Annotated in this window: 19 protein-coding genes and 2 pseudogenes; 16 read left to right on the top strand and 5 right to left on the bottom strand. The window is 60.0% G+C overall.

Annotated features, from left to right (window positions below; all coding sequences use genetic code 11):
- Window positions 1-48: 48 nt before the first annotated feature.
- The gene (locus ACP26L_RS21790; protein ID WP_426446306.1) at window positions 49-819 is read right to left on the bottom strand and encodes a hypothetical protein; all 771 of its coding nucleotides are present in this window, start codon (window positions 817-819) and stop codon (window positions 49-51) included.
- A 296-nt stretch (window positions 820-1,115) separates the two neighbouring features.
- Between ACP26L_RS21790 and ACP26L_RS21785 the strand changes: the two genes are divergently transcribed.
- The 5 genes and pseudogenes from ACP26L_RS21785 to ACP26L_RS21765 all read left to right on the top strand — a co-directional run.
- Window positions 1,116-1,394, top strand: coding sequence for a barstar family protein (locus ACP26L_RS21785; protein ID WP_426446304.1), 279 nt, complete (start codon window positions 1,116-1,118; stop codon window positions 1,392-1,394).
- Entirely contained in the window at window positions 1,387-2,124 is a 738-nt protein-coding gene (locus tag ACP26L_RS21780; RefSeq protein WP_426446303.1) for a copper homeostasis protein CutC, read from the top strand. The genes ACP26L_RS21785 and ACP26L_RS21780 overlap by 8 nt, the downstream gene beginning before the upstream one ends.
- A 496-nt stretch (window positions 2,125-2,620) precedes the next feature.
- Window positions 2,621-3,589 carry a ring-cleaving dioxygenase gene (locus ACP26L_RS21775; protein WP_426446301.1) on the top strand — a complete coding sequence of 323 codons (969 nt, stop codon included), beginning with the start codon at window positions 2,621-2,623 and terminating at the stop codon, window positions 3,587-3,589.
- A 139-nt stretch (window positions 3,590-3,728) separates the two neighbouring features.
- On the top strand, window positions 3,729-4,085 hold the full coding sequence (locus ACP26L_RS21770; RefSeq protein ID WP_426446299.1) for a DUF4306 domain-containing protein: 357 nt from the start codon (window positions 3,729-3,731) through the stop codon (window positions 4,083-4,085).
- 46 nt (window positions 4,086-4,131) lie between these two features.
- A pseudogene (locus tag ACP26L_RS21765) lies at window positions 4,132-4,404 on the top strand (beta-galactosidase); the annotation flags it as partial.
- Between the two features lie 137 nt (window positions 4,405-4,541).
- Here the strand turns inward: ACP26L_RS21765 and ACP26L_RS21760 are convergent.
- The gene (locus tag ACP26L_RS21760) at window positions 4,542-5,681 is read right to left on the bottom strand and encodes a VanZ family protein (protein WP_426446298.1); all 1,140 of its coding nucleotides are present in this window, start codon (window positions 5,679-5,681) and stop codon (window positions 4,542-4,544) included.
- Between the two features lie 469 nt (window positions 5,682-6,150).
- Here ACP26L_RS21760 and hemG point away from each other — a divergent pair, with 469 nt between their 5' ends.
- From hemG to ACP26L_RS21725, 7 genes are all read left to right on the top strand, one after another.
- A complete protein-coding gene (hemG, locus tag ACP26L_RS21755; RefSeq protein WP_426446296.1) occupies window positions 6,151-7,560 on the top strand; it encodes a protoporphyrinogen oxidase in 1,410 nt (469 codons plus the stop codon).
- Between the two features lie 139 nt (window positions 7,561-7,699).
- Window positions 7,700-8,266 carry a DinB family protein gene (locus ACP26L_RS21750; RefSeq protein ID WP_426446294.1) on the top strand — a complete coding sequence of 189 codons (567 nt, stop codon included), beginning with the start codon at window positions 7,700-7,702 and terminating at the stop codon, window positions 8,264-8,266.
- Between the two features lie 108 nt (window positions 8,267-8,374).
- The gene (locus ACP26L_RS21745) at window positions 8,375-9,748 is read left to right on the top strand and encodes a cytochrome P450 (protein ID WP_426446292.1); all 1,374 of its coding nucleotides are present in this window, start codon (window positions 8,375-8,377) and stop codon (window positions 9,746-9,748) included.
- Between the two features lie 200 nt (window positions 9,749-9,948).
- Window positions 9,949-10,344, top strand: coding sequence for a TerB family tellurite resistance protein (locus tag ACP26L_RS21740; RefSeq protein WP_426446290.1), 396 nt, complete (start codon window positions 9,949-9,951; stop codon window positions 10,342-10,344).
- Window positions 10,345-10,497: 153 nt separating this feature from the next.
- Window positions 10,498-11,529 (top strand): LacI family DNA-binding transcriptional regulator, encoded by a 1,032-nt coding sequence (locus ACP26L_RS21735; RefSeq protein WP_426446288.1) that lies wholly within the window; start codon window positions 10,498-10,500, stop codon window positions 11,527-11,529.
- 430 nt (window positions 11,530-11,959) lie between these two features.
- Window positions 11,960-12,967, top strand: a complete 1,008-nt coding sequence (locus tag ACP26L_RS21730) for a cellulase family glycosylhydrolase (RefSeq protein WP_426446286.1) — start codon at window positions 11,960-11,962, stop codon at window positions 12,965-12,967.
- A gap of 41 nt (window positions 12,968-13,008) precedes the next feature.
- Window positions 13,009-16,686 (top strand): glycoside hydrolase, encoded by a 3,678-nt coding sequence (locus tag ACP26L_RS21725; protein WP_426446284.1) that lies wholly within the window; start codon window positions 13,009-13,011, stop codon window positions 16,684-16,686.
- Window positions 16,687-16,863: 177 nt separating this feature from the next.
- Here ACP26L_RS21725 and ACP26L_RS21720 read toward each other — a convergent pair whose 3' ends face one another.
- The 3 genes from ACP26L_RS21720 to ACP26L_RS21710 form a co-directional block, all read right to left on the bottom strand.
- The gene (locus tag ACP26L_RS21720; RefSeq protein WP_426446282.1) at window positions 16,864-17,511 is read right to left on the bottom strand and encodes a hypothetical protein; all 648 of its coding nucleotides are present in this window, start codon (window positions 17,509-17,511) and stop codon (window positions 16,864-16,866) included.
- Window positions 17,512-17,592: 81 nt separating this feature from the next.
- Window positions 17,593-17,745 (bottom strand): hypothetical protein, encoded by a 153-nt coding sequence (locus tag ACP26L_RS21715; RefSeq protein WP_426446280.1) that lies wholly within the window; start codon window positions 17,743-17,745, stop codon window positions 17,593-17,595.
- Window positions 17,746-17,960: 215 nt separating this feature from the next.
- Window positions 17,961-18,986, bottom strand: a complete 1,026-nt coding sequence (locus tag ACP26L_RS21710) for a lytic polysaccharide monooxygenase (protein ID WP_426446278.1) — start codon at window positions 18,984-18,986, stop codon at window positions 17,961-17,963.
- Window positions 18,987-19,426: 440 nt separating this feature from the next.
- Here ACP26L_RS21710 and ACP26L_RS21705 point away from each other — a divergent pair, with 440 nt between their 5' ends.
- The 4 genes and pseudogenes from ACP26L_RS21705 (at window position 19,427) to pdxA (ending at window position 24,735) form a co-directional block, all read left to right on the top strand.
- Window positions 19,427-21,238, top strand: coding sequence for a PrpR N-terminal domain-containing protein (locus tag ACP26L_RS21705; protein ID WP_426446277.1), 1,812 nt, complete (start codon window positions 19,427-19,429; stop codon window positions 21,236-21,238).
- Between the two features lie 128 nt (window positions 21,239-21,366).
- Window positions 21,367-22,325 (top strand): annotated as a pseudogene (locus tag ACP26L_RS21700) (2-keto-3-deoxygluconate permease).
- Between the two features lie 105 nt (window positions 22,326-22,430).
- Window positions 22,431-23,744, top strand: a complete 1,314-nt coding sequence (locus ACP26L_RS21695; protein WP_426446275.1) for a four-carbon acid sugar kinase family protein — start codon at window positions 22,431-22,433, stop codon at window positions 23,742-23,744.
- Window positions 23,737-24,735 carry a 4-hydroxythreonine-4-phosphate dehydrogenase PdxA gene (pdxA, locus tag ACP26L_RS21690; protein ID WP_426446273.1) on the top strand — a complete coding sequence of 333 codons (999 nt, stop codon included), beginning with the start codon at window positions 23,737-23,739 and terminating at the stop codon, window positions 24,733-24,735. The genes ACP26L_RS21695 and pdxA overlap by 8 nt, the downstream gene beginning before the upstream one ends.
- Window positions 24,736-24,739: the final 4 nt, after the last annotated feature.

The following is a 24,739-nucleotide window of genomic DNA, read 5'->3' as shown; positions in this document are numbered from 1 at the left end:
TGTGTTTGAACGAGGACAGGCGGCTCCTGCAGGACTCCTCCGAGCTCTTCAGCCCGTGCGGGCAAGCAACTCCTCGGCCAGCTTCGTATAGAGGCTCGGACGTGAAGCCTGTGCCGCAAGCCCCAGATGATGCCGGGCTTCCGCCGGCTCCCCGGAGGCCAGATAGTATCGGCCGAGCAGATACTGCTCCCATTGGACGGAGAGCTGTTGATCGACCACAAGGAGGGTGAGCCCGGTGAAGAACCGCTTCCGGTTCTTGTGGGCGAGGAAGAAGCGGATGGAAGCTTCGGCTTCCCCTGCTCGGCCGAGTTCCCTCTCGATGACCGCCAGCAGCAGGTGGTTCTGGGGGATGCGGAGAAGCTTCAGCGATGCCAGAAGATCCTGATGCGCAGCGGTCAAGTCGCCGCCGGTCATGAAGGTATTGAACGACTTCAGGCCAAGACGCATTCCTTCCGCATTCTTGTCCAGCCTGCCGCTTACGCCCTCCAGCATCTCGCCGGATTTCCCGTACTCCCCGAGATTCGTATAGAGCTGGGCCCGATTCAGCTGCAGGCTGGCCTGTATCCGTGGGTTCCGCGCATAATTTCGCTCCCGGCGTGCCAGTTCCCGGAAGGCATCTTCTACTTTTCCCGCGTGGAAGAGCCGCTGGAACTTCAGTCCGTCCCACAGGGCGAGCGGTATGGCTGCCAGGAACACCAGAGGGAGGAACCAGATCAGCCAGCTTTGGCGGCCAGTTAACACGAGCAGCAGTGTTCCGAGGAAGGTTACGGCCAAGTAAAGCGCGGGTCCGGTAGTCACTTTCTGTTTTCCCACTTTCATAGAGTCTGAAAGAAAAGAATAATAGAGACGCCCGCAGCTGTCAAATGCGTACGACTACTATGCCGGTTCCGAACCCGGGCCCGCCCGGCTGCCATTTTCCGGCCTGTTTGTCGAGCTGACAGCGAGCACAGCCCGTGCGGCTCAGAATGGGAAATACGGAGGGGAGAGGTGAAGGGAAGCAGGGCAACCGCTTCTTCGTCCTTGTTAAGATCCTGTGAAGCTTCCAGCCCCCCCAAGGGGTTGTATGCTATAATGGCCCGGTGAACATCACCACCAGGAGCTGAGGAGGAGGAGCCGTGCGGAGGATTACACTGGACGGAACGAGAATGGCCACCAAGGAAGAGCTGCACCGCGAACTGAAGGACAAGCTGCGGCTTCCGGAGCATTATGGGAACAATCTGGACGCGCTGTGGGACTGCTTGACAGGTGAGGTGGAGCTGCCGATCGAAGTGGATTGGAAACACTACGGGGCGGCTGTGCAGGCACTCGGCACCTATGGCGAAAGCACGGCAGAGCTGCTCGAAGAGGCGGCCAGACAGCTGGGGGGCCGCTTCCGGTTTAGTAAGGATGCGTAGCCGGGCGGAGCGGGAGACGGGCGGCGTGAAGCTGGAGGTGATCGCCACGAGCGTGGAAGAGGCTGAAGCCGCCGCCCGCTTCGGTGCGGACCGGATCGAGTACATCGCAGCCTTCGAAGAAGGAGGTCTGACACCGGAGCTTGGGAGCATCCGGGAGGTCGTGGGCGCCGTGCCGATCCCGGTCCACGTGATGGTACGGCCGCACAGCCGCTCGTTCCGGTACGGACCGGACGAGCTTCGGGATATGGCGGAAGCGGTCCGCAGGATCCGCGAGGCCGGGGCGAACGGGGTGGTGCTTGGCGTGCTGACCCGGGAAGGCACCGTGGATGAGGAAGCGCTGAAGGTGCTGCTGGAGGCGGCGGGGGACTTGTCCGTCACCTTCCACCGGGCGTTCGACGAGATCGAGGACCAGCCCGGAGCCCTGCGGACGCTGCTCGCCTACCCGCAGATCCGCCATGTCTTGACCTCCGGCGGCCGGCCGAGCGCGCTGGAAGCGGCTCACCGGCTCCGGGAGCTGACGGAACTCAGCCGCGGCACGCATCTGACGGTGCTCGCCGGCAGCGGCCTGCGTCCCGAGGGGCTGGAAGCGTTCCTTCGCCGCACGGGCGTGCGGGAGGTTCACTTGGGGACCGGGGTGCGGTACGGGGGCGATCCCGCGCAGGGGATCGATCCGGCACGGATGCAGACGGTGAAGGCCATTCTGGAGCGGTATCACACAGAAAGGGAGTAGGGCGACCTAAGCGGAGAGTCCGCGAAGATGGGGAGGCACAGGGCGGACCGGTCCAAAGCTGCTGCCTCACCGTGCTGCCCCTGGCGCGCGGGTATTTTTCTTGGGTGCCGATTTCCAAACAAAAAAGCACTGTCCTTGGACAAGTGCTTTTTGTGTTACTCGTTCGTATCCAAAGAAGACGCTGCGGTCTCGTACATGTCTTCGTCCGGTGCATCGTAGGGCACGCGATCTTCCTCATAATACATCTGTGATCCACCTCCTATCTTTTGTCAGTATAGGGAAATAGATTAAACGGGGTATTAACCCGGTGTTAAAGATTCGTAAAGGTCCTGTCCTTCGCGAAAGGGAAGCAGGCTGTCTGGGGAATAAGATGCGGACCAATATATTAACTATTCTAAAGTTAGTTATGTACAAATATAAAGTTTGAGACTATACTGGGGGGTAAGCTAGCACCGAAGTCTCTTAAACGAACCTCTTCAGGAAAGGAACCAACATCATGAACGTAAAAGGCATACACCACTTATCCGCCATGACCGGTGACGCGCCGGGCAATGTTGCATTTTATACCGAAGTGCTCGGCATGCGTCTCATCAAGAAAACCGTCAACCAGGACGATACGTCCGCCTATCATCTCTTCTACGGAGATGAGCGGGGCAACCCCGGGACGGAGCTGACGTTCTTCGACTTCCCCGTCATTCCGAAGCACATACCCGGGTTGGGCAGCATCTCGGGCATGTCCCTGCGCGTACCGTCGGATGCCGCTCTGGCCTACTGGTCGGAGCGCTTCTCGGCCCATGGCGTGAAGCATTCGGAGATCCAGGCCTTCGCCGGCCGCCGGGTGATCTTCTTCGAAGACCCGGAAGGCCAGCAGCTGAGCCTCGTCTCCGACGAGACGAATGCCGGTGTGCCCGGCGGAACGCCGTGGGAGCGCAGCCCGGTGCCCGTACCGCTTGGCATCACCGGTCTTGGCCCCGTAAAGCTCACCGTCCGCAATCCCGCTGGGACGCTCGCAGCCCTGCGGCTGCTCGGCTTCACGGAGAAATCCCGGGTCCCTGCGCTGGCCGAAGGTCAGGCGGATATCATCATTATGCAGACAGGCGAAGGGGGCTCCGGTGCGGAGGTGCAGGTGGAGCCGCGCACCGATTTGTCCGTCGGACGGCTGGGGTACGGCGGGGTGCACCATGTGGCCTTCCGCGTAGAGGATAAGGAAGAGCTCCTTGCATGGATCGAGATCCTGAACCGGGAAGGCCTGCGCAACTCAGGGTTCGTCGAGCGGTATTACTTCCGTTCCCTGTACTTCCGGGAGCCCGGCGGCATTCTTTTCGAGCTGGCCACGGACGGCCCCGGTTTTGTGACAGACGAGCCGTTCGAGACGCTGGGCGAATCGCTGGCGCTGCCTCCGTTCCTGGAGCCGCAGCGGGCGTCGATCGAAGCGAAGCTGAAGCCGCTGCATACCAAGCGGTAAAAGCTGTAATCCAATTCAGGGCAGCCTCCGGCTGCTCTTTTTCTTGCACATAAGCCTCCCAATTCATACAATTATTGGTATAATAGAGCTGTATCTTCACAATCAAGGTCGATGCCGCCAATCGAACGAAGGAGGAACCATGCGTCCCGTTTGGTACATGTTCCAGCTGGCCCTCGCAGGGAGCACGCTGTTCATTCACCTGATCCTGGCCCTCTGGCAGGGCGGTGATCTGTTCCGTCATGGGGACTGGAAGGAGCATACGGTCTTTACTCCCCAAGGTGAGGACTATCCGTATCTGGCCGACCGTCTGCTCTATGCCGCCAAGCATTATCCGATGACCCCGATTATCATCATCGTCTGCTCCGTCTACACAGGCTGCGTCCTGCTGGCCGCTCTCCGCTGGCTCGAATCCGAGCTTTCATCGGAGCCGGCACAGCCCACTTGGGATTCGGATTCGGGCCTCCCGTGGGAGGATTCCTGGCCGGAACGCCCCTAATCCCGGCGGATTCATCGAGGCGGCCATGATCGACGTGGCCGGGCTTTTCTACCGGGCCGCCTTCGAGGTGGACGAGCCGGCGGATACCTTCGTTCGGCTCGACGGCTGGACCAAGGGCGTCGTCTTTATCAACGGCTTCAACCTCGGCCGGTGCTGGGAGCGGGGGCCGCAGAAGACGCTCTATCTGCCGGGACCGCTGCTGCGCCGGGGAATCAACGAGCTCGTCGTCTTCGAGCTGCATGGGGCTGTCAGCCCGGAGCTGCTGCTGACGGAGGAGCCGGATCTCGGCAGCGCCGTGCCGGTGGTGCCGGAATTCTAGCTTGCCGGCTTTCGGCAACTCAGCTCCATCGAACAACGAAGAACGCCCTGCCTGTGGGAAAGCGTGAGCTCTCGCATAGGCAGGGCGTTCTCATTTGATGATTCGATTTCAGCAGCAGGGAGAAGCGGCACAGGGGCCTATGTTTCGCTCTCAGTCCCAGCCTGCGGCTGCTGCTGTGCCGGCCCCTTCGCCGGCCACGAGATGCGGTGCGAGGTTCCGCTGAGCGTCTCATAGAAGAGAAGCGACCCCTTGGTGAATAGCCGCGAGAGCAGGTGCAGGAAGAACACGAGGCTCGCAAGGAACAGGAGCAGCTGCAGGGCAAGCGAGGCCCAAGGGTACAGCGTGTCCTGCAGGACGGGCCCGCGGAAAGCGAACAGGCTGCCGAAGAAAACCCAGTAGAGCAGCCCGTAGCGGATCACAAGATCCCGCAGGGAGACGCGGCCGCCGGGTCCCCGCAGCTGAATGCGGACGAGCCACTTGCCGAACGTGCGGCCGCCCGTTACGAACGGAACCAGTATGAAGTAGATGCCGGTAGCGATCCAGTAGGCGCCGGGCAGCCCGGCGTAGTCCAGCACCGGCAGGACGAGGGCCAGGCATAGGTTATCGACGGTGAACGCGGCGGCGCGGCGGGTGTAGGACACACGCTTCGATGCGACGTCCACATCCTTGTCGAGCTGCTCGATGCGCGGCAGCAGCCCGGACAGCCACTCGGCGAGAAGGAAGCCGACGACCCCGCCGAACGTGTTGGCGATGAGGTCGTCCACGTCGAAGATCCGGTATGCGCTGGCATAGTAGCCGTAGATCCCGGTGACCTGGGTCACCTCGAAGAAGAGGGAGAGCCCGAAGGACAGCAGCAGGCAGCGGATCCACGCCGCACGGAAGTAGTAGCGCAGGAACATCCCGAAGGGCACGGTCAGCCCCACATTGAAGAGAACCTGCAGGAGCGCACGCTCCTGCAGCAGGTGCCAATAGGTGGCGGGCTCGGAGAAGCTCACCTTCGTCTCCGCCAGGATGTCATGCACGAAGTACAGCGGGATGAGCTGCAGGCTTCCTCCCGGGAGCGGCGCGTTGTCCCGCGAGGCGGGAAGCGGCAGCATCACGAGGAACAAGGCGTTCATCAGGTACAGCAGCATGAGGTACAGCAGCACGGCCCGCACTTTGTTGACATAGCCGTAACGCCGGTATTGGATCAGCAGGAACGGGAGCGTGAAGAAGAACGCTGCGACGGGAAAGGCCATGAAGGCATAAGCGATAGGAAATAGATATGCTTGGAGCATACGATAGCCACCTGCCGGGTAAGGATTCGTCCTATTGTACCTTCTTTTGCCTCGGCAGTAAACAAGGGCGGTGCCTATTCTGAAGACGCTCGACGCTTCGGCGGCATCAGCCTCCGTCGTAGGCTCCGGTCAGGGCTGCTTGTCCACGGCTGCCGTGCGAAGCTGAGCTCCCGCCGGGCTGATCCGCCGTCCGCGTATCTGACCGTCCGGACTACCTTCCGCTGGAGCCTATAGCCGAAGGAGTGGACGGTATTAGGCCGTTTCCGTTACCATCGCTCCGCGGTTCATTCTCTCGAAGGCGGCGAAGACTCCTGCCGCCGGCTGGCGGGCAAGCTTCATGGAGCTCCTTCAACCTCTTCATCATTTTTCCATACGGGTGTGATCCAGTTCATTTGGAAGAACGGCCAAAGCGTAGTAGACTATACGTATCCTAATTGTCCGTCCATTCCAACATCCGAGGTGCATGGTATTGAGAACAATCGCTGTTATCGGCGGGGGCATTACAGGCCTGTCCGCCGCTTATCATTTGCAACAGAACATGGCCGCCGGGGCCGGAGAAGTCCGGATCGTCGTCATTGAAGCGGCTGACACGCTCGGAGGTAAGATCAGCACCCTCCGGGACGGCGGTTTCATCATGGAAACCGGAGCCGATTCGATCGTCACGCGCAAAATGAACGAGGGAGGCCTGATCGAGGAGCTCGGCCTTGGAGACGAGGTCGTCTACAACGCGACAGGCAGGTCTTACATACATGTGGACGGCGAGCTGAAGCCGATCCCCGATGACACCGTCTTCGGCATTCCGATGAGCCTGGAATCCCTGGCGAAGAGCACGCTGGTGTCCGCCGAAGGCAAGGTGGCGGCGCTTAAAGATTGGTACACGCCGAACGAGACGTTCACGAAGAACGATTCGGTAGGGAGCTTCCTGGAGCATTTTCTCGGGAAGGAGCTGGTGGAGAAGCAGATCGCACCCGTTCTTTCGGGCGTGTATTCGGGGAACCTGGCTGATCTTACGATCGCCTCGACGCTGCCGTACCTCATCGAGTATAAGAACAAATATGGCAGCATCATCCGCGGCTTGTCCGAAAACAAGGAGAAGTTCAAGGGGAGGGGGGACGCCAAGTTCATGTCCTTCAGCAGGGGCATGTCGGACCTGATCGACGGGCTGGAGCAGCGCCTGCACGGGGGGGGCGCCGAGATCCGCAAGGGCGTCCGGACCGAGCGGCTTGCCCGGGAAGGGGAGCGGTACCGGCTGACCCTGGCCGACGGCAGCAGCCTCGCGGCGGACGATGTGATCCTGAGCATCCCTCATGATGCGGCGCAGGCTCTGCTGCAGGATGAGGCCTTGGATGCGGAGTTTGACCGGTTGAAAAACAGCTCCCTGATCTCCGTCTACATGGGCTTCGACATCCCGGACGCCCGGCTGCCTGCCGACGGCACCGGGTTCATCGCTTCAGAGCACAGCGAGCTATCCTGCAACGCCTGCACCTGGACTAGCCGCAAGTGGGAGCATACGTCCGCGGGCCGGCAGCTGCTCGTCAGGCTGTTCTACAAGAGCTCGAAGCCGGTCTACGAACGGCTCATGCGGATGACGGAGCAGGAGCTGCTCGAGGTGGCGCTGGAGGATATGCGCCGAAGCCTCGGCTTCACCGGAGAGCCGCTGACCTACAATGTCCGGAAGTGGCAGGAGAGCATGCCGAACTATCATATCGAGCATCCTGCAGTTGTGAAGTCGCTGGAGAGCAAAACAGCCGAGCGGCACCCGGGTGTCATCCTGGCCGGCTGCTCCTACTACGGCGTCGGCATCCCCGACTGCATCGCCAGCGGCGAAGCCGCCGCCCGGCAGATCATCGAGAGGATCGGCAGCGAAGCCGCCGTCTGATCCTCCCCTCCTTAGATCCCGCCCGGCCGCCTGCCGGTGCGGGGTCTTTTGGCATGCAGACGCGCGGACATTTGAATGGCGACTCCCATCCGTATAGAATGAAAGAGAGCTTTTTTTAGATATAAGGGCGGGGTTGGGTATGAGTATAGCTGAAGCCATAGAGAAGATCCGCACATCGCTGGACAGGGTATCCGCTGAATTGGACCCCTGGTTCGAGAAGAGTCCGGCTCTGCTGGACTACCGGCCGGAGAGGGGCTGGAACGCCGCCCAGATCCTGGAGCATGTCTCGCTCACCAATCACTTCCTGCTCATCCTCATCCGCAAAGGGACGAGGAAAGCGCTGGAGCGGGCGGAGCGGGACGGCCTGCCGAAGGACCCGGGGGCGCTGACCGTAGATCTCGAACGGCTCGATCTCATCGCATCGCACCGCTCGTTCCGCTGGGAGCGTCCCGCTCATATGGAGCCGGCGGGGGAGAAGTCCATGGACGAGGTGCGTGTGCTGCTTCACGAGCAGTTCGGCGATTGCTCCGCGTGCCTGGAGCAGCTGAAGAACGGCGAAGGCACGCTGTACACGACAATGATGTCGGTGGGCGGCCTGGGCAAAATCGACGTGTATCAGTACTTGTACTTTCTGTGCCTGCACGCTGAGAGGCACCTGGGACAGCTGCAGCGCGTGGAAGCGGAGTATCTTGCTTCTGCCGGGTGATCCTCATGATGTGATATTCGCGGACGGTGCACATATCTTGTTCGTAGGCCGGAATATCCTTCTTCCAGCCCTCTGATGAATCCTATCGTTTGGAAAAGGGGAGTTGTCATGATCAAGACCCAGTCCGGCGTTCCCGGACCCAGGCCGATTCCGGTGCTCGGCAACCTGCTCAGCGTAGGCAGCGAGCCGCATGTCTTTTTTGCTAAGTGTGCCGAGCAGTACGGTCCGGTCGTCCGGATCAAGCTCGACCCCCGGCGCGATACCTTCCTAATCACGAGTCCGCAGGACATCCAGCATGTGCTGAACCAGACCCAGCGGTACTTCGCCAAGGGCTATCACAAGGACCCGATTCTGAGCCGGGTGCTCGGCAACGGGCTCGTGACGAGCGAGGGCGGCTTCTGGCTGCGGCAGCGGCGGCTGAGCCAGCCGGCGTTCCATCATCACCGCATCCGCAGCTATGCGGATATCATGACGGCGTATGCGCAGCGGATGATCGCCGCCTGGGAGCATGGGCATAGCCGCGACATTCATGCGGACATGATGCAGTGTACGATGGAGATCGTGGCCAAGACGCTCTTCGATGTGGATCTCCATACGGAGAGCGGGCAGGCGAATCCGGTGGGCGAGGCGCTGGACGCCGTCTTCCACGAATACGTCAAGCAGTATACGAGCGTCATGCGCCGGCTGCTCGACCTGCTGCCGGTCTCCGTGCCGGTGCCCGGGGACAAAAAGCTGCAGGAGAGCGTCGAGCAGCTCAACCGGATCATCTTCGACATTATCGACCGGCGGCAGGCGGAAGGGACGGAGGACCGCGGCGACCTGCTCTCGATGCTGCTGCTCGCCAGGGACGAGGACGGCACTGGGATGACCCGCGAGCAGCTGAGAGACGAGGTCATGACCCTGTTCCTGGCGGGCCACGAGACGACGTCGAACGCGCTGTCGTGGACGCTGTACCTGCTCGCCCGGGAGCCGGAAGCCGAGGAGCAGCTGCTGGAGGAGCTGGACCGGGTGCTCGGGGGGCAGCCGCCGGCATTCGAGCACATCCCGCTGCTGACCTGCACACAGCGCGTCGTCAAAGAATCAATGCGCCTGTATCCGCCGGTCTGGCTGATCTCCCGCGAGCCGGTCGAGGACGTGGAGATCGGAGGGTACACCCTGCCGGCCGGCTGCGAGATCTCGGTCTGCCAGTGGGTCATGCACCGGCTGCCCGAGTACTTCGAGGAGCCCGATCGCTTCAAGCCGGAGCGGTGGACGCCCGATTTCGAGAAGAGCCTGCCTGCGGGCGTCTATATCCCGTTCGGCGCCGGACCGCGCGTGTGTATCGGCAGCCAGTTCGCGATGATGGAAGCCGTGCTGCTGCTGGCGTCGGTCGGGCAGCGGTTCCGGCTGACGCTGGAGCCGGGGCACAAGGTGACCCTCGAGCCCTCGATCACGCTTCGGCCCCAGGACGGCATCCGGGTCAAGGTTTGGAAGCGGACGTAAGGCGGAAGGAAGAGGGGGCGGGCTCTTCTCGTGAACGGCAGGCAGGAGGTATGGCCCTTGTAAGTCCCCGTCCGCTTGGCGGCGATGCAGGAGAAACCTGCGCTAGAGTCGAACGTATGATCATGGAAGCATAGTAAGATAGCATTCATTCCCTACTTTGATTATGAACAGAGGAGCTGGCAGCCTTGTTTTTGCACTTTTTGCAGACGAAAGAACAGAAAGAAACCTTCCTGGAATTAGCCCATCTTGTGGCCGGGGCCGACGGATTCGTGAACCGCAACGAGCGGGAGATTCTGCGCTCTTATATGGCGGAGATGGATCTGAAGGAGGGGGAGTTTACTCCATCCGGCCGGCGCGAGCTGCGTGAGCTTCTCGGGGGAGTGGCCGACCCGCAGGTGAAGAACATCTTCTTAGCCGAAATGCTCCTGCTGGTCTTCACGGACGGCGATTACAATGACGAAGAACAGGGCATCGTCCGGGAGATGCAGCGGATCTTTGAGATCCCGGAAGAGGCCTTCCAGACGTTCCGCGACTGGGTGATCCGGATGGACCAGCTGAAGATCGAAGGCGTCAAGCTGATCCTGAACCGTCGATAGGCGGTACGTTTCAAGCGAGTAGGAGCCTGATGCTGTTCGGGCTCCTTTTTGCATCTGCAGCCCGGCTGTCCCCCAAGAAAAATGAAACGGGTTTCATAACGAAATCACATCTGTTATCATGGAGTATAGAAACGACGCCGAAGGTGGATCAGGATGAAAAACATAACCATTTACGATATCGCAAAAGAAGCGGAGGTATCGGTATCGACCGTTTCACGGGTATTGAACAGCACGGCTCCCGTCAAGGCCAGCACAAAGGAAACGATCATGAGGGTCATCGAGAAATACCGGTTTCAGCCTAACGCATTGGCCAGGAGTTTAATCAAGAAGGAAAGCGGCACGATTGCCATGATTCTTCCCGACATTACGAATCCCTTCTTCCCTGAGGTGTTCTGGGGGTCCGAGAATGTGGCCCGGGAGAAGGGCTATACCTTCTTTTTGTGCAATTCGGCGGGGGAATACAGCAGGGAGAGCGAGTACTTGTCTATCCTGCAGGAGAAGCGGGTGGAGGGAATCATCTTTGTCGGCGGCCGCATCAATTTGGCCGACTGCCCGCCCCAATTGATTCAGGAAGTAACGGAAGCCGCCGAATCCATCCCCATCGTTCTGGTGAACGGGAATCTCTCCAAGAGCAATCTGCACCGGATCTACACCGATGAGGCTGCGGGGGCGGCGATGGCCGCACAGCATTTGGTTGACCTCGGACACCGGGATATTGCGTTTATCGGCGGTTTGGATCATATCACAACGACGATTCAGAAGGTCAAGGCCGTCAAAAAGAAGCTGAAAGAGCACGGACTGCCGCTGCGCAGCGAATGGCTTCACTTTGGAGAGTTTTCCATCACGGCCGGGCGCGAGCTCATGAACAAACTACTGGATGGGGAAGAAAGACCGTCGGCAGTCATCTGTGTCAATGATTTCACTGCCATTGGCGCCATCAAGGCCGCGACCGAACGCGGTCTGCGGATCCCGGACGACATCTCGATCGTCGGCTTCGATGATTCCCCCTTGGCGACCGCCGTCATTCCTGAACTGACTACAGTGACGCAGAACACCTTTGAGCTGGGCAAGCTTGCCGTCGAACGCATATACCAGATGATCAATGGATTACCGGCGAAGCGGACCACGGTCCTGCAGCCGGAGCTCGTTGTTCGGCAGAGTACGGGGACTGCACGGCGCAAGTAGGCTATTGACAGGTGTCAAATTCTAGGAATATAATGATTTCCAAGGCGATGAAACCCCTTTCACTAAATCGGTTTGCATACTCTAAAGACGGACCCCGCACCAGCGGGTTTCATTTTGAAGCATACTGAAACCCATTTCATGAAATGGGTTTCAGTAATTCGTTCGACAGCTGAAACGGGCCTGAGCAGCCTGCGCTGCCGTCCGCAAAGCCCGTCTGATGAAGTGCTGGTCTGCCGTCCAAAAGACCGCTCATCAGAGTGAACTGGAAAGGAGGCTGATATATACCTGTTACACCGGATTCTATTGTCATTCCTATGCTGGAACGGTTCCGCACTCGGCGGTCAATGGAGGTGACAGTGACAAAAGCGGGTCGAATCGAAGATCCACTGGCAGCACCGAATAAAAAGGAAGAAGGAGATGCGCTGATTTCATGACAATAAAACCAGGTTTAGTCAAGATGAGGACTCTCGGTGCCTTAGCCGTCATCGGTTTCCTCTTAATCTCCTCTCTTGGGATTGACGGCTCCAAGGCATCGGCGGCCACAAATTACCGAGGGGTCAACTGGGCTGACGGCCGGGACAATTATGTGAACGGCTGGGTCATTCCTTCCGGCTTGACCGCATCGGAGTCTTACTCCAGCGCCGCCGCGGTTGCCGACAAGGTGATCGGCGGATTCCAGACGAATCTGGGAGCGAACACGGTGCGCATACCGATCAATGAACCCAGCGTACTGGAATCGTGGTGGGGAGCTTATACCGGGGCGATCGATAAGGCGCTGGGCAGGAATATGAAAGTCATCCTGTGCTATTGGCCTTGGCATAACGGCAAGCCGGATGATATGGCCCGGTTTTACTCCATGTGGCAGACTGTGATAAACCAGTACGGGACGAACGCCAACGTATATTTTGAGATCATGAACGAGCCTTATGGCTACAGCCAGACCGATTGGCTGAACGTGGCGGCGGAGTGGCTCGGCAAATTCCCGAGTGTGAAGAGAGGCAGGGTCCTGGTCAGCGGCACCGGCTACAGCGATACCGTAGTCGCCGTCGGCAATGACAGCCGCTTCAAGGATTGTCTCTTGTCCCAGCACATCTACTGGTACTGGCATACGGATAAAGTAACGGAGCAGGCATGGAAGGATGAGCTGGTGAGACGGGTAGGCAGCCACTACGGCCGCACGATTGTGACGGAGTACGGTGCCGATATGACGACAGGAATCAATTACAACGGTCCGATTAACGGCAATCCGAGAATCGCGTTCATGTACGGGGTTCCCAATAAAATGCGGGAGCTCGGCATGGGAAGCGTGTACTGGCCGGGTCTCCGGGACGGAGATACGTACAGCATCCAAACCCGGTCCGGCACCGGATCCCAGATTACTCTAAGTACCACGAACAGCTCAGGAAGGGTACAGGTTCGATGGGCCTGGGGGTTGTAGAAGCACTCATTTATTTTGACTAAGGGGGAAACCTGGAGAACATGAAATCATTCGCGAAATGGACTTCCGCCATTCTTACCTGCTCCTTATGTGTGGGCCTCTCCGGCAATGTTCCGAATGCAAGCGCTGCCAACAGCCGGCAAGGCGCAGCGGTCGACGCGTTCCTCACGATGGATGCCTCCGTGAAATACCAGAAGATCGATAACTTCGGCGCATCCGACGCCTGGTCGATGGAGCCGCTGGGGAGATACTGGACGGAGGAAAATAAAAACCGCGTGGCCGATCTGCTGTTCTCGCGAGAGAAAGGCATCGGGCTGTCCGCCTGGCGATTCAACATCGGAGCGGGCTCAACCGAAACGGACGAAGCGATTATCACCAATCCATGGCGTCGCGCCGAAGCATTCAAGTCATCCGAGAGTGGCCGTTACGACTGGAACAAGCAGGCGGGTCAGCAGTGGTTTTTGAAGGCGGCCAAGGAGCGGGGCGTGGATACCCTCATCGCTTTTGTCAACAGTCCGCCCATCTGGATGACCAAGAACGGCCACGCCCAGCCGGACGCCTCCGTCGGTTCCACCAACCTCAAGGACGGATACGAAGACGAATTCGCCGCTTTTGTAAGTGATGTGCTGGAGCACTTCGAGGAGCAGGGGATTCCGTTTGATTATATCTCTCCGATCAACGAGCCTACCTGGGATTGGAACCGCGCCGGGCAGGAGGGCAACCGCTACAATAACGATGATCTGAAGCGTGTCATCCTGGCGCTGTCCGGGGAGCTGAAGGCCAGAGGCATTCCGGCCCACATCAGCGCGCCGGACGGTGTGGAGATCACGGCCCTGCTCGATGACGAATTCTACCAAAGATTCGCGAACAAGGAGCAGTATACCGGCGGAGCCAACAGCCTTGGCACCGGCAAGTACCGCGAGTACATTCAAGATCTGCTTGGTGACCCGGAGCTCAAGGCAGCGGTCGGCAATAAGATCGCCTCCCACTCGTACTGGTCGGATTACAGCAAAACCGGGGATGACCGACTTGGCCTTCTCCGGGACCTGCTCGAGGAGAACTTGAAGAAATACGACCCCGACGCGAAGTATTGGATGTCCGAATACTGCATTCTGGGTGACTACGGTCCGGGGCGTGACCTGGGCATCGATCCTGCGCTTCACGTCGCCCGTACGATCCACTTTGATCTGACGCGCGCAAATGCGGCGGCATGGCAGTGGTGGACCGCGGTATCGAAGGAGGATTACAAGGATGGCCTGATCTACACGGATTTCAACAAGGCCGGTGACGAGCAGAACATTCTCCCTTCGAAGATTCTCTGGGCACTGGGCAATTACAGCAAGTTCATTCGTCCGGGCGCCGAGCGGATCGAGCTAGCCGGACTGGACGAAGAGGCCCGCAGCGGCCTGCTGGGATCGGCGTACAAGGATGAGAAGGAACAGACCGTAACGTCGGTGCTGGTCAATGACAGCACGGTGGATAAGCGGGTCAAGCTGTCCATTCAGGGACTGGATCCGAAGGATGCCGTGTTCGTGCTGAAGCCGTACATCACATCAAGGGATCAGGATTTGGCCAAGGGAGAGAGCGTGGCCCGTCAGCCGGACGGAACGTTCGAAACCGTGATTCCGGCCCGCTCGGTCGTGACGTTATCCGGTGATCTCGTCAAAAAGAACAAGAAGCCGGATGCGCCGGAGAACGTACGTGTTCTCTCTGCGAATAAAGGGCTGCAGATCGAGTTTACCCCTCCCAAGGGCGCCTATGAGTATGAAGTGACCTATGCAGAGAAAAAAGGCAATCGCGAACGCAAAGTGAAAGTCACTGCGGATGATGTCATCACCCTCTCGGGTCTTACCAACGGGAAGGAATACGCTGTAACCCTGCGGGCAGGCAATGCAAACGGATTCGGTCCGCCGTCCAAGCGTGTCTATGGTGTGCCTAAGCTGCTGGCTCCAAGCCGTGTGACGGCTGCAGGTACGGACGGCGGCTTTACGGTCAAGTATGACGCCGGCGTGGGCGTCCCTGCCTATCGGGTGCGATTCGGGACGCAGCCGGGTTCCTATACCCAGGAAACCAGCGCTGCACCGAGCGAAACGATGGAAGTGGACGGGCTGAAGAACGGAACGGTCTACTATGGCGTGGTGGAGGCGGTGGACGGCAATCAGGTCAGTCCTCCATCCCCCGCTTTCCAGGTGAAGCCGGACATCCCGGCACCAGGGAAGGTCCTTGCCATTGCAGGGGATGCCAAGGTGCATCTCGAAGCAGCGCCGGTTCAGGGGGCGGCAGGCTACCGGTTTGAGATCACGACCGGTTCGAAGCCTGCGGCATCGGAGCAGAGCGTCAGCGGCGCTCTGGATCTCGAGCACTTAACCAACGGTACTCCCGTGGCCGTCCGCGTATACTCCACAGGCAAAGGGGGCAGCGGCACGGCCTTCTCGGGGACGGTGGTAACCCCGAAGGCGGAAGAGGTCCGGTTCGAGGACGGCTTTGAGGCTGGCGGAATGGAACGCTATCAGCAGGATGTCAGCCAATGGCTCATCGAGGACGGACGGTTAAAGCACGCATCGGGTGCGGACAGCCAAGGTGAAATCGGCATTAAGGATCTGCGCATCATTGATGGGACCCTGACCGCCATTGCCAGGCACTCCACGGCCGGAGCGGATTGGGGGATCGCCTTCCGGGGCACGAGCTATGACAAGGGCTATATGTTCGGATTTGAGAATGGCAGTTTAGTGATCCGCAAAGACGGGCAGAACCTGGCGGCGTCCGTGCCTTTTACGGCCAGACTGGGCGAGCTCTATCTGCTCGAGGTGCGTCTGCAGGGAAAACGGATCCAGGCGCTCATCGATGGGGAACCCGTATTTGACGTGACGGACACTGCGTACACCGGCGGGCGTGTCGGTCTTCACAGCTGGGGGGATGCCGAATTCAGCTACCTCAAAGCTGCCCGCGAAGCGGCCGCCTCCCTCGCCAGGCCTGAAATCTACCTCGTCAAAGGAGGAGACCGCCAGGTCGCGCTTAAATACAGTGAGGTCGACGGTGCGGAGTCCTATACGATCCGATACCAGGCATTGGACGGGAGCGGCACGGCACCGGTGGAAATTCCCGCGGGCCCTGGTTCGACGCTGGTGACCGGGCTGAGCAATGACGTAACCCACTCCTTCACGGTGGCCGCCAAACGGGGGACGGAGGAGGCGGACTCGGAGCCGGTCACTGCCGTACCGGCCGGCGGCGCGAACGGGATCTTGTTCTACGCGGACGCGGGGGATGGCACGCCTTCCCAGCTGGAGCCCGGGGAGCAGCTTGGCGCCCTGCAGACGCTGGAGGAACAGCCATATGGACCGGACCCGGTCACAGGGATCAAGTGGGGATACGAAGCCGATGACGGACTGACCTGGGCTCACACCTCGCCGGTAGAAGCTTATCAGACCATCCGCCAATATGACGGGAACGAGAACGGCAAGGGGCTTGCCTACCGCTTCCAGCTTCCGAACGGGTCGTATAAAGTCAGGGTCGGATTCTTCGATCCCTGGGCGGCCGACGACCGAAGAATGAATCTGACTCTTAATGGAGAGACCCGGTTAACGGACTATGTCGTCGGGAAGCAGCAGGAAGAGAAAGCCTTCGATGTGGAAGTGGGCGGCGGCGAACTGATCGTGAAGGTCGTGAAGGCCGGCGGTTCGAAGCCGATGCTTAGTTATATCACTGTGGAACAGAGATAAGCTGCCCTGATCTGTTCGGCAGCGCCAGGTAATCCACATTACACGCCAAAAAGACCGCGGACAGCGGTCTTTTTGGCATCCAGCCATCCAGCCGGCAGGGAAAGCTGCAGCTGCCGGCTGGATGGCGGCTTTGGTTCAACCGGCCTCCAAGAACGCCGCCGTGCCTCGCTTACAGGTTCATTCCTGTACAACCAGCTTGATGGCCAGCGCCCAGGGGGCACCCGGGAGCACATCCTGAGGAAGGGCTCCCGGGTGTAAAGGACCGCCTTCCGGGGTGACGGTAAGCACCATGACATAGGCTTCCTGACCCGGCTGCAGGGACAGCTTCCGTTTCAGCGGAACACTCTCCCAAACGCCGCGGGGCGGCCGATCCACCCGGCCGAGGAGCGTCCGGATCGCCTCCCCGTCCTTAGGGGAGAGCGAAGAGTGGACGAGCAGCTGGTCGCCCTGCCAGTCCGTGCTCATGTCCAGCACGGAGTAGACGAACTCGCCCTGGGCAGGCGGACCTCCCTCCTGAAGAATGTCCTCCCAGCTTGTGGAGTAGGGAGTCATCGCGAGCCGGCCGTCCTTCCAGATTTCGTAGTCGACGAGCAGGTTCCTTCCGGAGGCCACCGTGAAGTCGATTCTGCCGGCATTCGGGCCAAGGAATGGCTGGTAGCGGCGCTCGCTGCCGGAGAAGAGCTCTGCGGGCGTCAGCGTGAAGCCGGTACTGCGAGACTCCGGTGCAAGCCCGGGCCGGGAGAGCGCGAATCCGATGAGGAAGGTAAGCAGCAGGGCGATCAGCAGGGGGACCGCTTGTTTCTTCACTTGTTTCAACTTAGGCATGAAGAGAAACCCTCCTTTTGATCCCAGTGGAGCCGGGGGAAAGCCCGGTGTGAGCCTTAATCCGCGAAAGGAAACTCATAGTCATACCACAGCCTGGAATGAAGGTAGGGTTACCGTTACCGCCGGAGCTGCGGCCGCATGGACAGCAGGCACGGCTCCTGCGAGCTGGGCCGCGAGCAGCAGGGCGGCGGTGCAGGTGCATAGGGAGGTGCTGGGTTTGTACCATTTTTTCATCAAGAGAACTACCTTATGGGAAGAGTCACATAGATATGGACGCAGAATTCCCCCAAAAGTTGCCATTTCCGGACACAAAAAGACTGCAGAGCTCATGCGTTCGACATCATCCAGCTTAGGTAAACAAAACAGCAAGGCCGGAATCCCTGACGGCATGAGGGCTCCGGCCTTGCTTATCAAATAGGGGCTAATTTGAGAAGCCGCAGATCTTGAGACTACGGAATCACTTTCCAGACGCTGCTCGCGGCGCTTGGGATCTCTCCTTGTGTCCACCATCTCGCTTCATAGTTGACGCCGTTGTAGGTCACTTTGCTGCCGCCTACATAGGCGGTCGATGCGTTCCACGCGGGATAGGCCGTCGTGGAGCTGCCTGTGGTTTTGACCGCAAGTGCGCCGGATGGGCCCGACCTGCCTGCGGAGCCTACCGCGACGACGGTGTACGTATACGTTGTGCCTGCCGTCAGGCCCGTGTCGGTATAGGAAGGGGAAGAGGTCGTGCCCACCCGGGTGCCGCTGCGGTAAATCTCATAGGAGGATGCGCCGCTTACCGCAGACCAGGTCAAGGACACGCTCGTCTGGGTCTGGGAAGGGGAAGCCAGGTTCGCCGGTGCCGCGATCGTCGTTCCTCCCGTGCCGCCGCCGAAGTTGACGTCAATCACGTTGTAGAAGGCGTTGGCTGTGTCGGCGACCTCCCATACGGCCAGGATCACATGATACCCTGTCTTCGCCGGGACGCTGCACGTGTCGGAGTAGGTGAACGGCGGCTGCTTGCCGCCGTAAGGGACGGAGCAGAACGGCGTCAGGTCGAACGAATCACGTGTCAGTGCCGCATTCGGGTTCCACCCGTCCTTCGTGATGTAATACTTCCAGCTTGCCGTGGCGTGGGCGGCCGACAGCTTCCATGTGAACGTGTTCGTGCCTGAGCTCATGCTGACCTTGGCCCAGCGGCTGGATGACTGTTCGTCGAGCTTGGGGAAGATGCCGCCGGCGCTGGCGATCCTGCCGTCCGCCGGACCTGCGGCAGGGAAGCCCTTCGGCGCTTCCAGGCTCTGCGGTTCGTAGACGACCGCGCCGCAGTCTGTGTTGGCTCCGGATTTGCACAGCCCCGCGCGGCCGTTCTCCACATAGCCGTGGGCGGACGCGCTGTCCGCGAAGAGGACGGAAGAGACGCTGAGCAGCGCCATCATGCCGCCGGCCGCGGCGATCCATTGCAGCGGTTTGCTTTGAGTGCGAAGTGTCATATCATCTTTCCTCCTTGGGGAATGGAATGGACTTGCCTGCTCATTAAAATGGCAAACGCTTACAATGCTAAACTTGTTCCTGCGAATCACCTTCCTTCCTCATGGCTTAAGGCAGCCTGAAACGGGACATTTGCGCCGTGGCGTGCTCACCTCCTTGGTGGAGGAAAGAAGCCGATGAACCAGGCAATGGCCTTCGTCACTCCTTGATTATAGCCATCCGTGAGCAGGAACCAGGAGGTGTTCATTTGTGGCATGAGGGGATAAATTTCGTTAATGCAGCGCCAGAGGGAATAGGTTATTAGAAGACGGCATCATGTCTTCTAAGGCACATGGTGTATAATACCTGTAGCAGATGATGGAAAATGCATCAATTCATACCGGGTAAGTTTGAAGGAGATCATATGAAGATAAAAGTGTTGGCAATTGCCCCATATCCGGGGTTGAAAGAACTGCTTGAAGCGGAGGCACATGAGGATGCCAGGCTGGAGCTGGAAGTTCATGTTGCGGATCTGCAGAATGCCCTTCCCATAGTCCAAGCGTCGAGAAGCCGTTCGTACGACGTCATTCTCAGCCGGGGCGGCACTTCATCCCTGATCCGTAAGCATGTCTCCACTCCGGTCGTCGACGTCCCTGTCTCGGGATACGACATTCTGCGTGTGCTTACCCTGGTCCGCGGCGCCAACAGCAAGGTGGCGATCATCGGCTTTCCGAATATTTGCCGGGGGGTGGCCGAGGTATCGGGCCTGCTCGATTTTGACATCTCAAGCTACCCTATCCAAAGCGCCGGAGAGGTGGAAGAGGCGCTCCGCCAGGCCTTCGGGGACGGAGTGCAGCTTGTGCTCGGGGACGTGGTCACCGTGCAGGCGGCCGAGGCCATGGGCTATAACGGCATCCTGATTACCTCCGGCCGAGAGTCGGTCCTGGAGGCGCTGGCGGAGGTCAGGCGGATGTACAGCGTTGTGAACCGGGCGCAGGCGAACGAGCGGCTCTATAGCCAGCTGCTGGAGCGGCACCACGCCGGCGTGCTGGCCGTCGACGGGAAGGGAACCATCCTCTACGCCAACAAAGCCGCGGCCCTGCTGCTCGGCTATGATCCCGGCGTCATCCGCGGCATGAACCTGCGGGGAATCGACCCCTTGTGGGCCAGGTATATCGGGGAGCCTGTACCTGGAGTGGAGGGAACGGCCGCCGGCCCGTCCAGACGGTTCCAGCGGCGGGGACTGAATATCGAAGTGGCTCCTGCGGATCCCGTGAATGCGATGGACTGCCGTTATTTTGTCTATATGGTTCCCCTCGGAGAGAGCGCAACCAATCCGGCTTTCGCGGGCTATGAAGTGACCGAACGCATCGCCACCTTCGCCCAGATCATCGGGGGAAGCGGCGAGATCCGGGGGGCGGTCTCCCGGGCCAGGGCGCTCTCCCGTTCGGACAGGCCCGTCTGGATCGAGGGAGAAGCGGGGACAGGCAAAGGGCTCTTCGTGCAGGCGATCCATTCGGCGAGCCGCTCCGGTGCCGAAGGTCTGTTCATGCTTCCCTGCGGCTCCTTAAGCGGCGGGGAGCTGGAGTCCCTCTTGTTCGGCAGTGAATCCTACGCGGGTCTGCTGCATACCGAAGCGGCCGGCACGGTGGGCCTGATGCAGATCGAGCAGACCGGCTCTCCCCTGCAGCTGAGGCTCGCTGAGTATCTTCAGGGGAAGGGCGGGGTCCGCCTTGTGGGCACGTCCCTGCAGCCCGTGAAGTCCCTGCTGAAGAAGGGGGAGATCGAACCGGAGCTGGCCCGTGCCTTCCAGGATTCCATCCTGCATCTGCCGCCGCTGCGGGAGCGGCTGGAGGATATTGAAGACATCGCCCGGGTGGTGATCGCGGCACATAACTCCCGCTATGGCAAACAGATCGCAGGCATCCGCCCGGATGTAGTGGAGGAGGAGCTGCAGCAGATCCTGTGGCCCGGCAATGTGCGCCAGCTGAAGATGGTTCTGGAGCATATGCTTGCCGCTTCCAAGGGACCCTATGTAGGGGCGGCGGAAGCCAAAGAGGGTTGGCGGAAGGTGCGCGAGACGCTTCGGATGGAGGCGGAGAGCCAAACGGTGCAGCTGAATTTGTCCGGAACCTGGGATGAGATCGAGCGGAGAATCCTGCTGGAGGTGCTCCGCGAGGAAGAGATGAACCAGTCCAAGGCGGCCAAGAGGCTCGGTATTAACCGGTCCACGCTGTGGAGGAAGTTGAAAGAAGTGTTGCAAAATAAAACGTAATTGGCGTTGAAACCGTGTTTTTCGGTGGACTATAATGACCTTGTAAGCGAATGGCACAGAATGCATGATGCAAAATACAACAGTTATTCGATCGCAATGGAAACTACAAACAACTAGGAGGAAACATCATGAGAATCAAAGCGTCCATCGAAAAAGTTCCGGGTGGCATGATGATCGTACCGCTTCTTCTGGGGGCTATCATTACAACGCTGTTCCCGACTTTGGGCAAAACGTTCGGCTCCTTCACCGGCGCCCTGATGACCGGCTCTCTGCCGATTCTCGCCGTTTTCTATGTCTGCATGGGAGCTACGATCAATTTCAAGGCTACGCCGTATATTCTCAAAAAAGGCGGCACCCTGCTCGCCACCAAGATCGTCACAGGCGTCATCGTCGGTTTTATCGCCGGGCAGTTCCTCGGCAACGGGATGATCAGTGAAGGCTTCTTCGCCGGGCTGTCGGTTCTTGCGATCGTCGCGGCGATGAACGATACGAACGGCGGTCTGTATATGGCCCTGATGGGCCAGTTCGGCAAAAAGGAGGATGTGGGTGCTTACTCGGTCATGAGCCTGGAGTCGGGTCCCTTCTTCACAATGCTGAGCCTCGGGATTGCCGTCTTGCCGCGTTCCCGTGGCAGACCTTCGTCGGTGCGATTCTTCCGCTGGTCGTCGGGATGATCCTCGGCAACCTCGATAAGGACATGCGTGAGTTCCTCGGTAAGGCCGTACCGGTTCTCGTTCCATTCTTCGCCTTCGCGCTGGGAGCCGGCCTGAACCTGCAGGCTGTATGGAAGGCCGGCTTCCTGGGCGTTCTTCTCGGCGTGGGAGTCGTTGCCGTCACCGGCATCACCTTGATCCTCACGGACCGCCTCATCGGCGGCAACGGGATCGCCGGCATCTCCGCGGCTTCCACGGCCGGCAACGCCGCCGGTGTGCCTGCTGCCGTAGCGGCCGCCAATGCGGCCTATGCGCCTCTCGTGCCATCGGCCACGGCGCTCGTGGCCTCCTGCGTCATCGTGACGGCGATCCTTGTTCCAATCGTAACCGCCTGGTATGCCAGATTGATCGGAGTCAAGAGTCAGATAGACTGAGGTATCAGGCCGTAGGCTCCCGGATGTCTTATTCCGGGACCTTGTGCTGCCGCAGGATTGTAAGGTGCCCATCCGGCAATGAGAGACGGGGAGAGGAGAATACCGATGATGAAACATATTGCCATTATCGCGGATGATTTGACCGGGGCTTCCGATTCGGGCGTGCAGTTCGCCAGGAAAGGGCTTCATACCCAGGTGATCTTCGACCTGAAGCGCTTCTCCGGCGAAGGCAGCGGGGGGGAAGCGGTCGTGATCGACACGGACAGCCGCTCCGTTCCCCGGGAGGATGCCTATAACCGCGCCAAGGAAGCGGCGGCGGAGGTCCGCCGCTCGGGCTTCCGGCATGTGTACAAGAAGATGGATTCGACGCTGAGAGGCAATCTTGGCACCGAGCTGGACGGCGTGCTGGACGAGATGCCTTTTGATTTCGCCGTCGTCGCGCCCGCTTTTCCGCGCATCGGAAGAACGACGCAGCACGGCGTGCACTGCCTGAACGGGATACCGGTTCACCAGACCGAGATTGCGAACGATCCCAAATGCCCGGTGCGGGAATCCGACCTCGTGAAGCTGTTCTCGTCGCAATCGAAGCGCAGGGCCGCCCTGATTGGGCTTGACACGATTCAAGCTGGGGAAGAGGCGCTGGCCGCGGCGGTCCGCTCCAGGCTCGGGGAAGGCGCTGAGCTGCTGATCTTCGATGCGGCGGCCGAGGAAGATCTGGAGAAGATCGCACGTTGGCTGGCTGCATCCCCGCACCGGATCCTGTGGGCGGGCTCGGCCGGCCTTGCGGATTATCTGCCGGAGGCTCTGGCGCTGCCGGTCCGCTCAGGCAGCGCCGCAGCTCTGCCTGCTTCAGACAGCCCCGTTCTGCTGGTGGCCGGCAGCATCTCGAGCGTCACCCGGGCCCAGGTGGCCGCCTATAATCGGGACCCTGGCGTAACCGCCGTGGAATTCAACACGGTCAAGGGCATCGGATCGGAGGCGGGGGAGCTGGAGGAGATCGAACGCTGCCGTTCGGAGCTGCTCTCAGCCTTGTCTTCCGGCAGGGATGCTTCGCTCTATGCGAGCTCCTCGCCGGAGGATGTCCGGTTGTCCAAGGAGGCTGGCGCGAAGAGAGGCTATGGTTCCACCGAGGTATCCAACCGGATTGCACACCTTCTCGGCCGCGTGGCCTCGGGACTGATGCAGGAGACGGCCCTGCAGGGTGTGATCCTGACCGGCGGGGATACCGCCAAGGCGGTCTGCCGGCACCTGGGGGTGTCGGGCATTCAACTGCTCCGCGAGGTGGAGCCTGGGATTCCGCTGGGCCGGCTGGTCGGCGATACCCCGCTCCCGGTCGTCACCAAAGCCGGAGCCTTCGGCAGCGAGCTCAGCCTGTCGCATGCCAAAACTGCACTTAAAGGAGAGGGATTCCATGAATAGACCGATCATCGGAATTACGATGGGGGATGCCGCCGGCGTCGGCCCCGAGATTATTTTGAAGTCGCTGAAAGACGCGCAGGTATACACCGTGTGCAGACCCTTCGTGATCGGGGATGCCAAGATTCTTGAGCGTGCCGACGGCTTCGTCAACACGGGACTGCGGGTGCGCAGCATCGCTTCAACAGCAGAAGCCGGATTCGAGGCCGGCACAGTGGACTGCCTGGACCTGAACCTGGTTCCGGCGGATTTGCCGATCGGACAGGTGTCGGCGGAAGCCGGGCATGCGGCCTTCAGCTATCTCAAGAAGGCGATTGAGCTGGCGAATGCGGGGGAGATTGACGCGATCTGTACGGCTCCGCTGAACAAAGAGGCGCTGCACAAGGGCGGCCACATCTATCCGGGACATACCGAGATTTTGGCTGACCTGACCGGGACGCAGGATTTTGCCATGATGCTGTCCGCACCGAAGCTTAAGGTCATCCATGTGACGACTCACGTAGGCATTATCGACGCGGTGCGGATGATCGAGCCCGAACGGGTATACAAGGTCCTCCGGATGGCGCATGAGACGCTGCAGAAAGCCGGCTATGCGGCTCCGAAGATAGCCGTCTGCGGCATCAACCCGCATGCGGGGGAGAACGGTCTCTTCGGGTACGGCGAAGAGGAAGAGAAGGTCGTTCCTGCGGTAAAGCGGGCGCAGGAGGAAGGCATTCAGGCTGTGGGGCCGCTGCCTGCCGACACGCTGTTCTTCCGGGCGACCCGCGGCGATTTCGATATCGTCGTGGCGATGTATCATGACCAGGGCCACGGTCCGATCAAGGTGCTCGGGCTGGAAGCCGGCGTGAACATCACGGTCGGTCTGCCGATCATCCGCACGAGCGTCGATCACGGAACGGCATTTGATATCGCGGGCAAAGGGATTGCCGATGAGATGAGCTTGAAGGAAGCTCTGAGACAGGCAATCGAGCTGGCGCCGAAGCGCGAGCAGTAAGCGC

The organism is Paenibacillus sp. S-38 (assembly GCF_049942825.1).
In the GTDB taxonomy this organism is placed as follows: Bacteria; Bacillota; Bacilli; order Paenibacillales; family NBRC-103111; genus Paenibacillus_G.
Note: the sequence above shows the minus strand (reverse complement) of the source record. Positions and strands in the feature narration are given on the sequence as shown.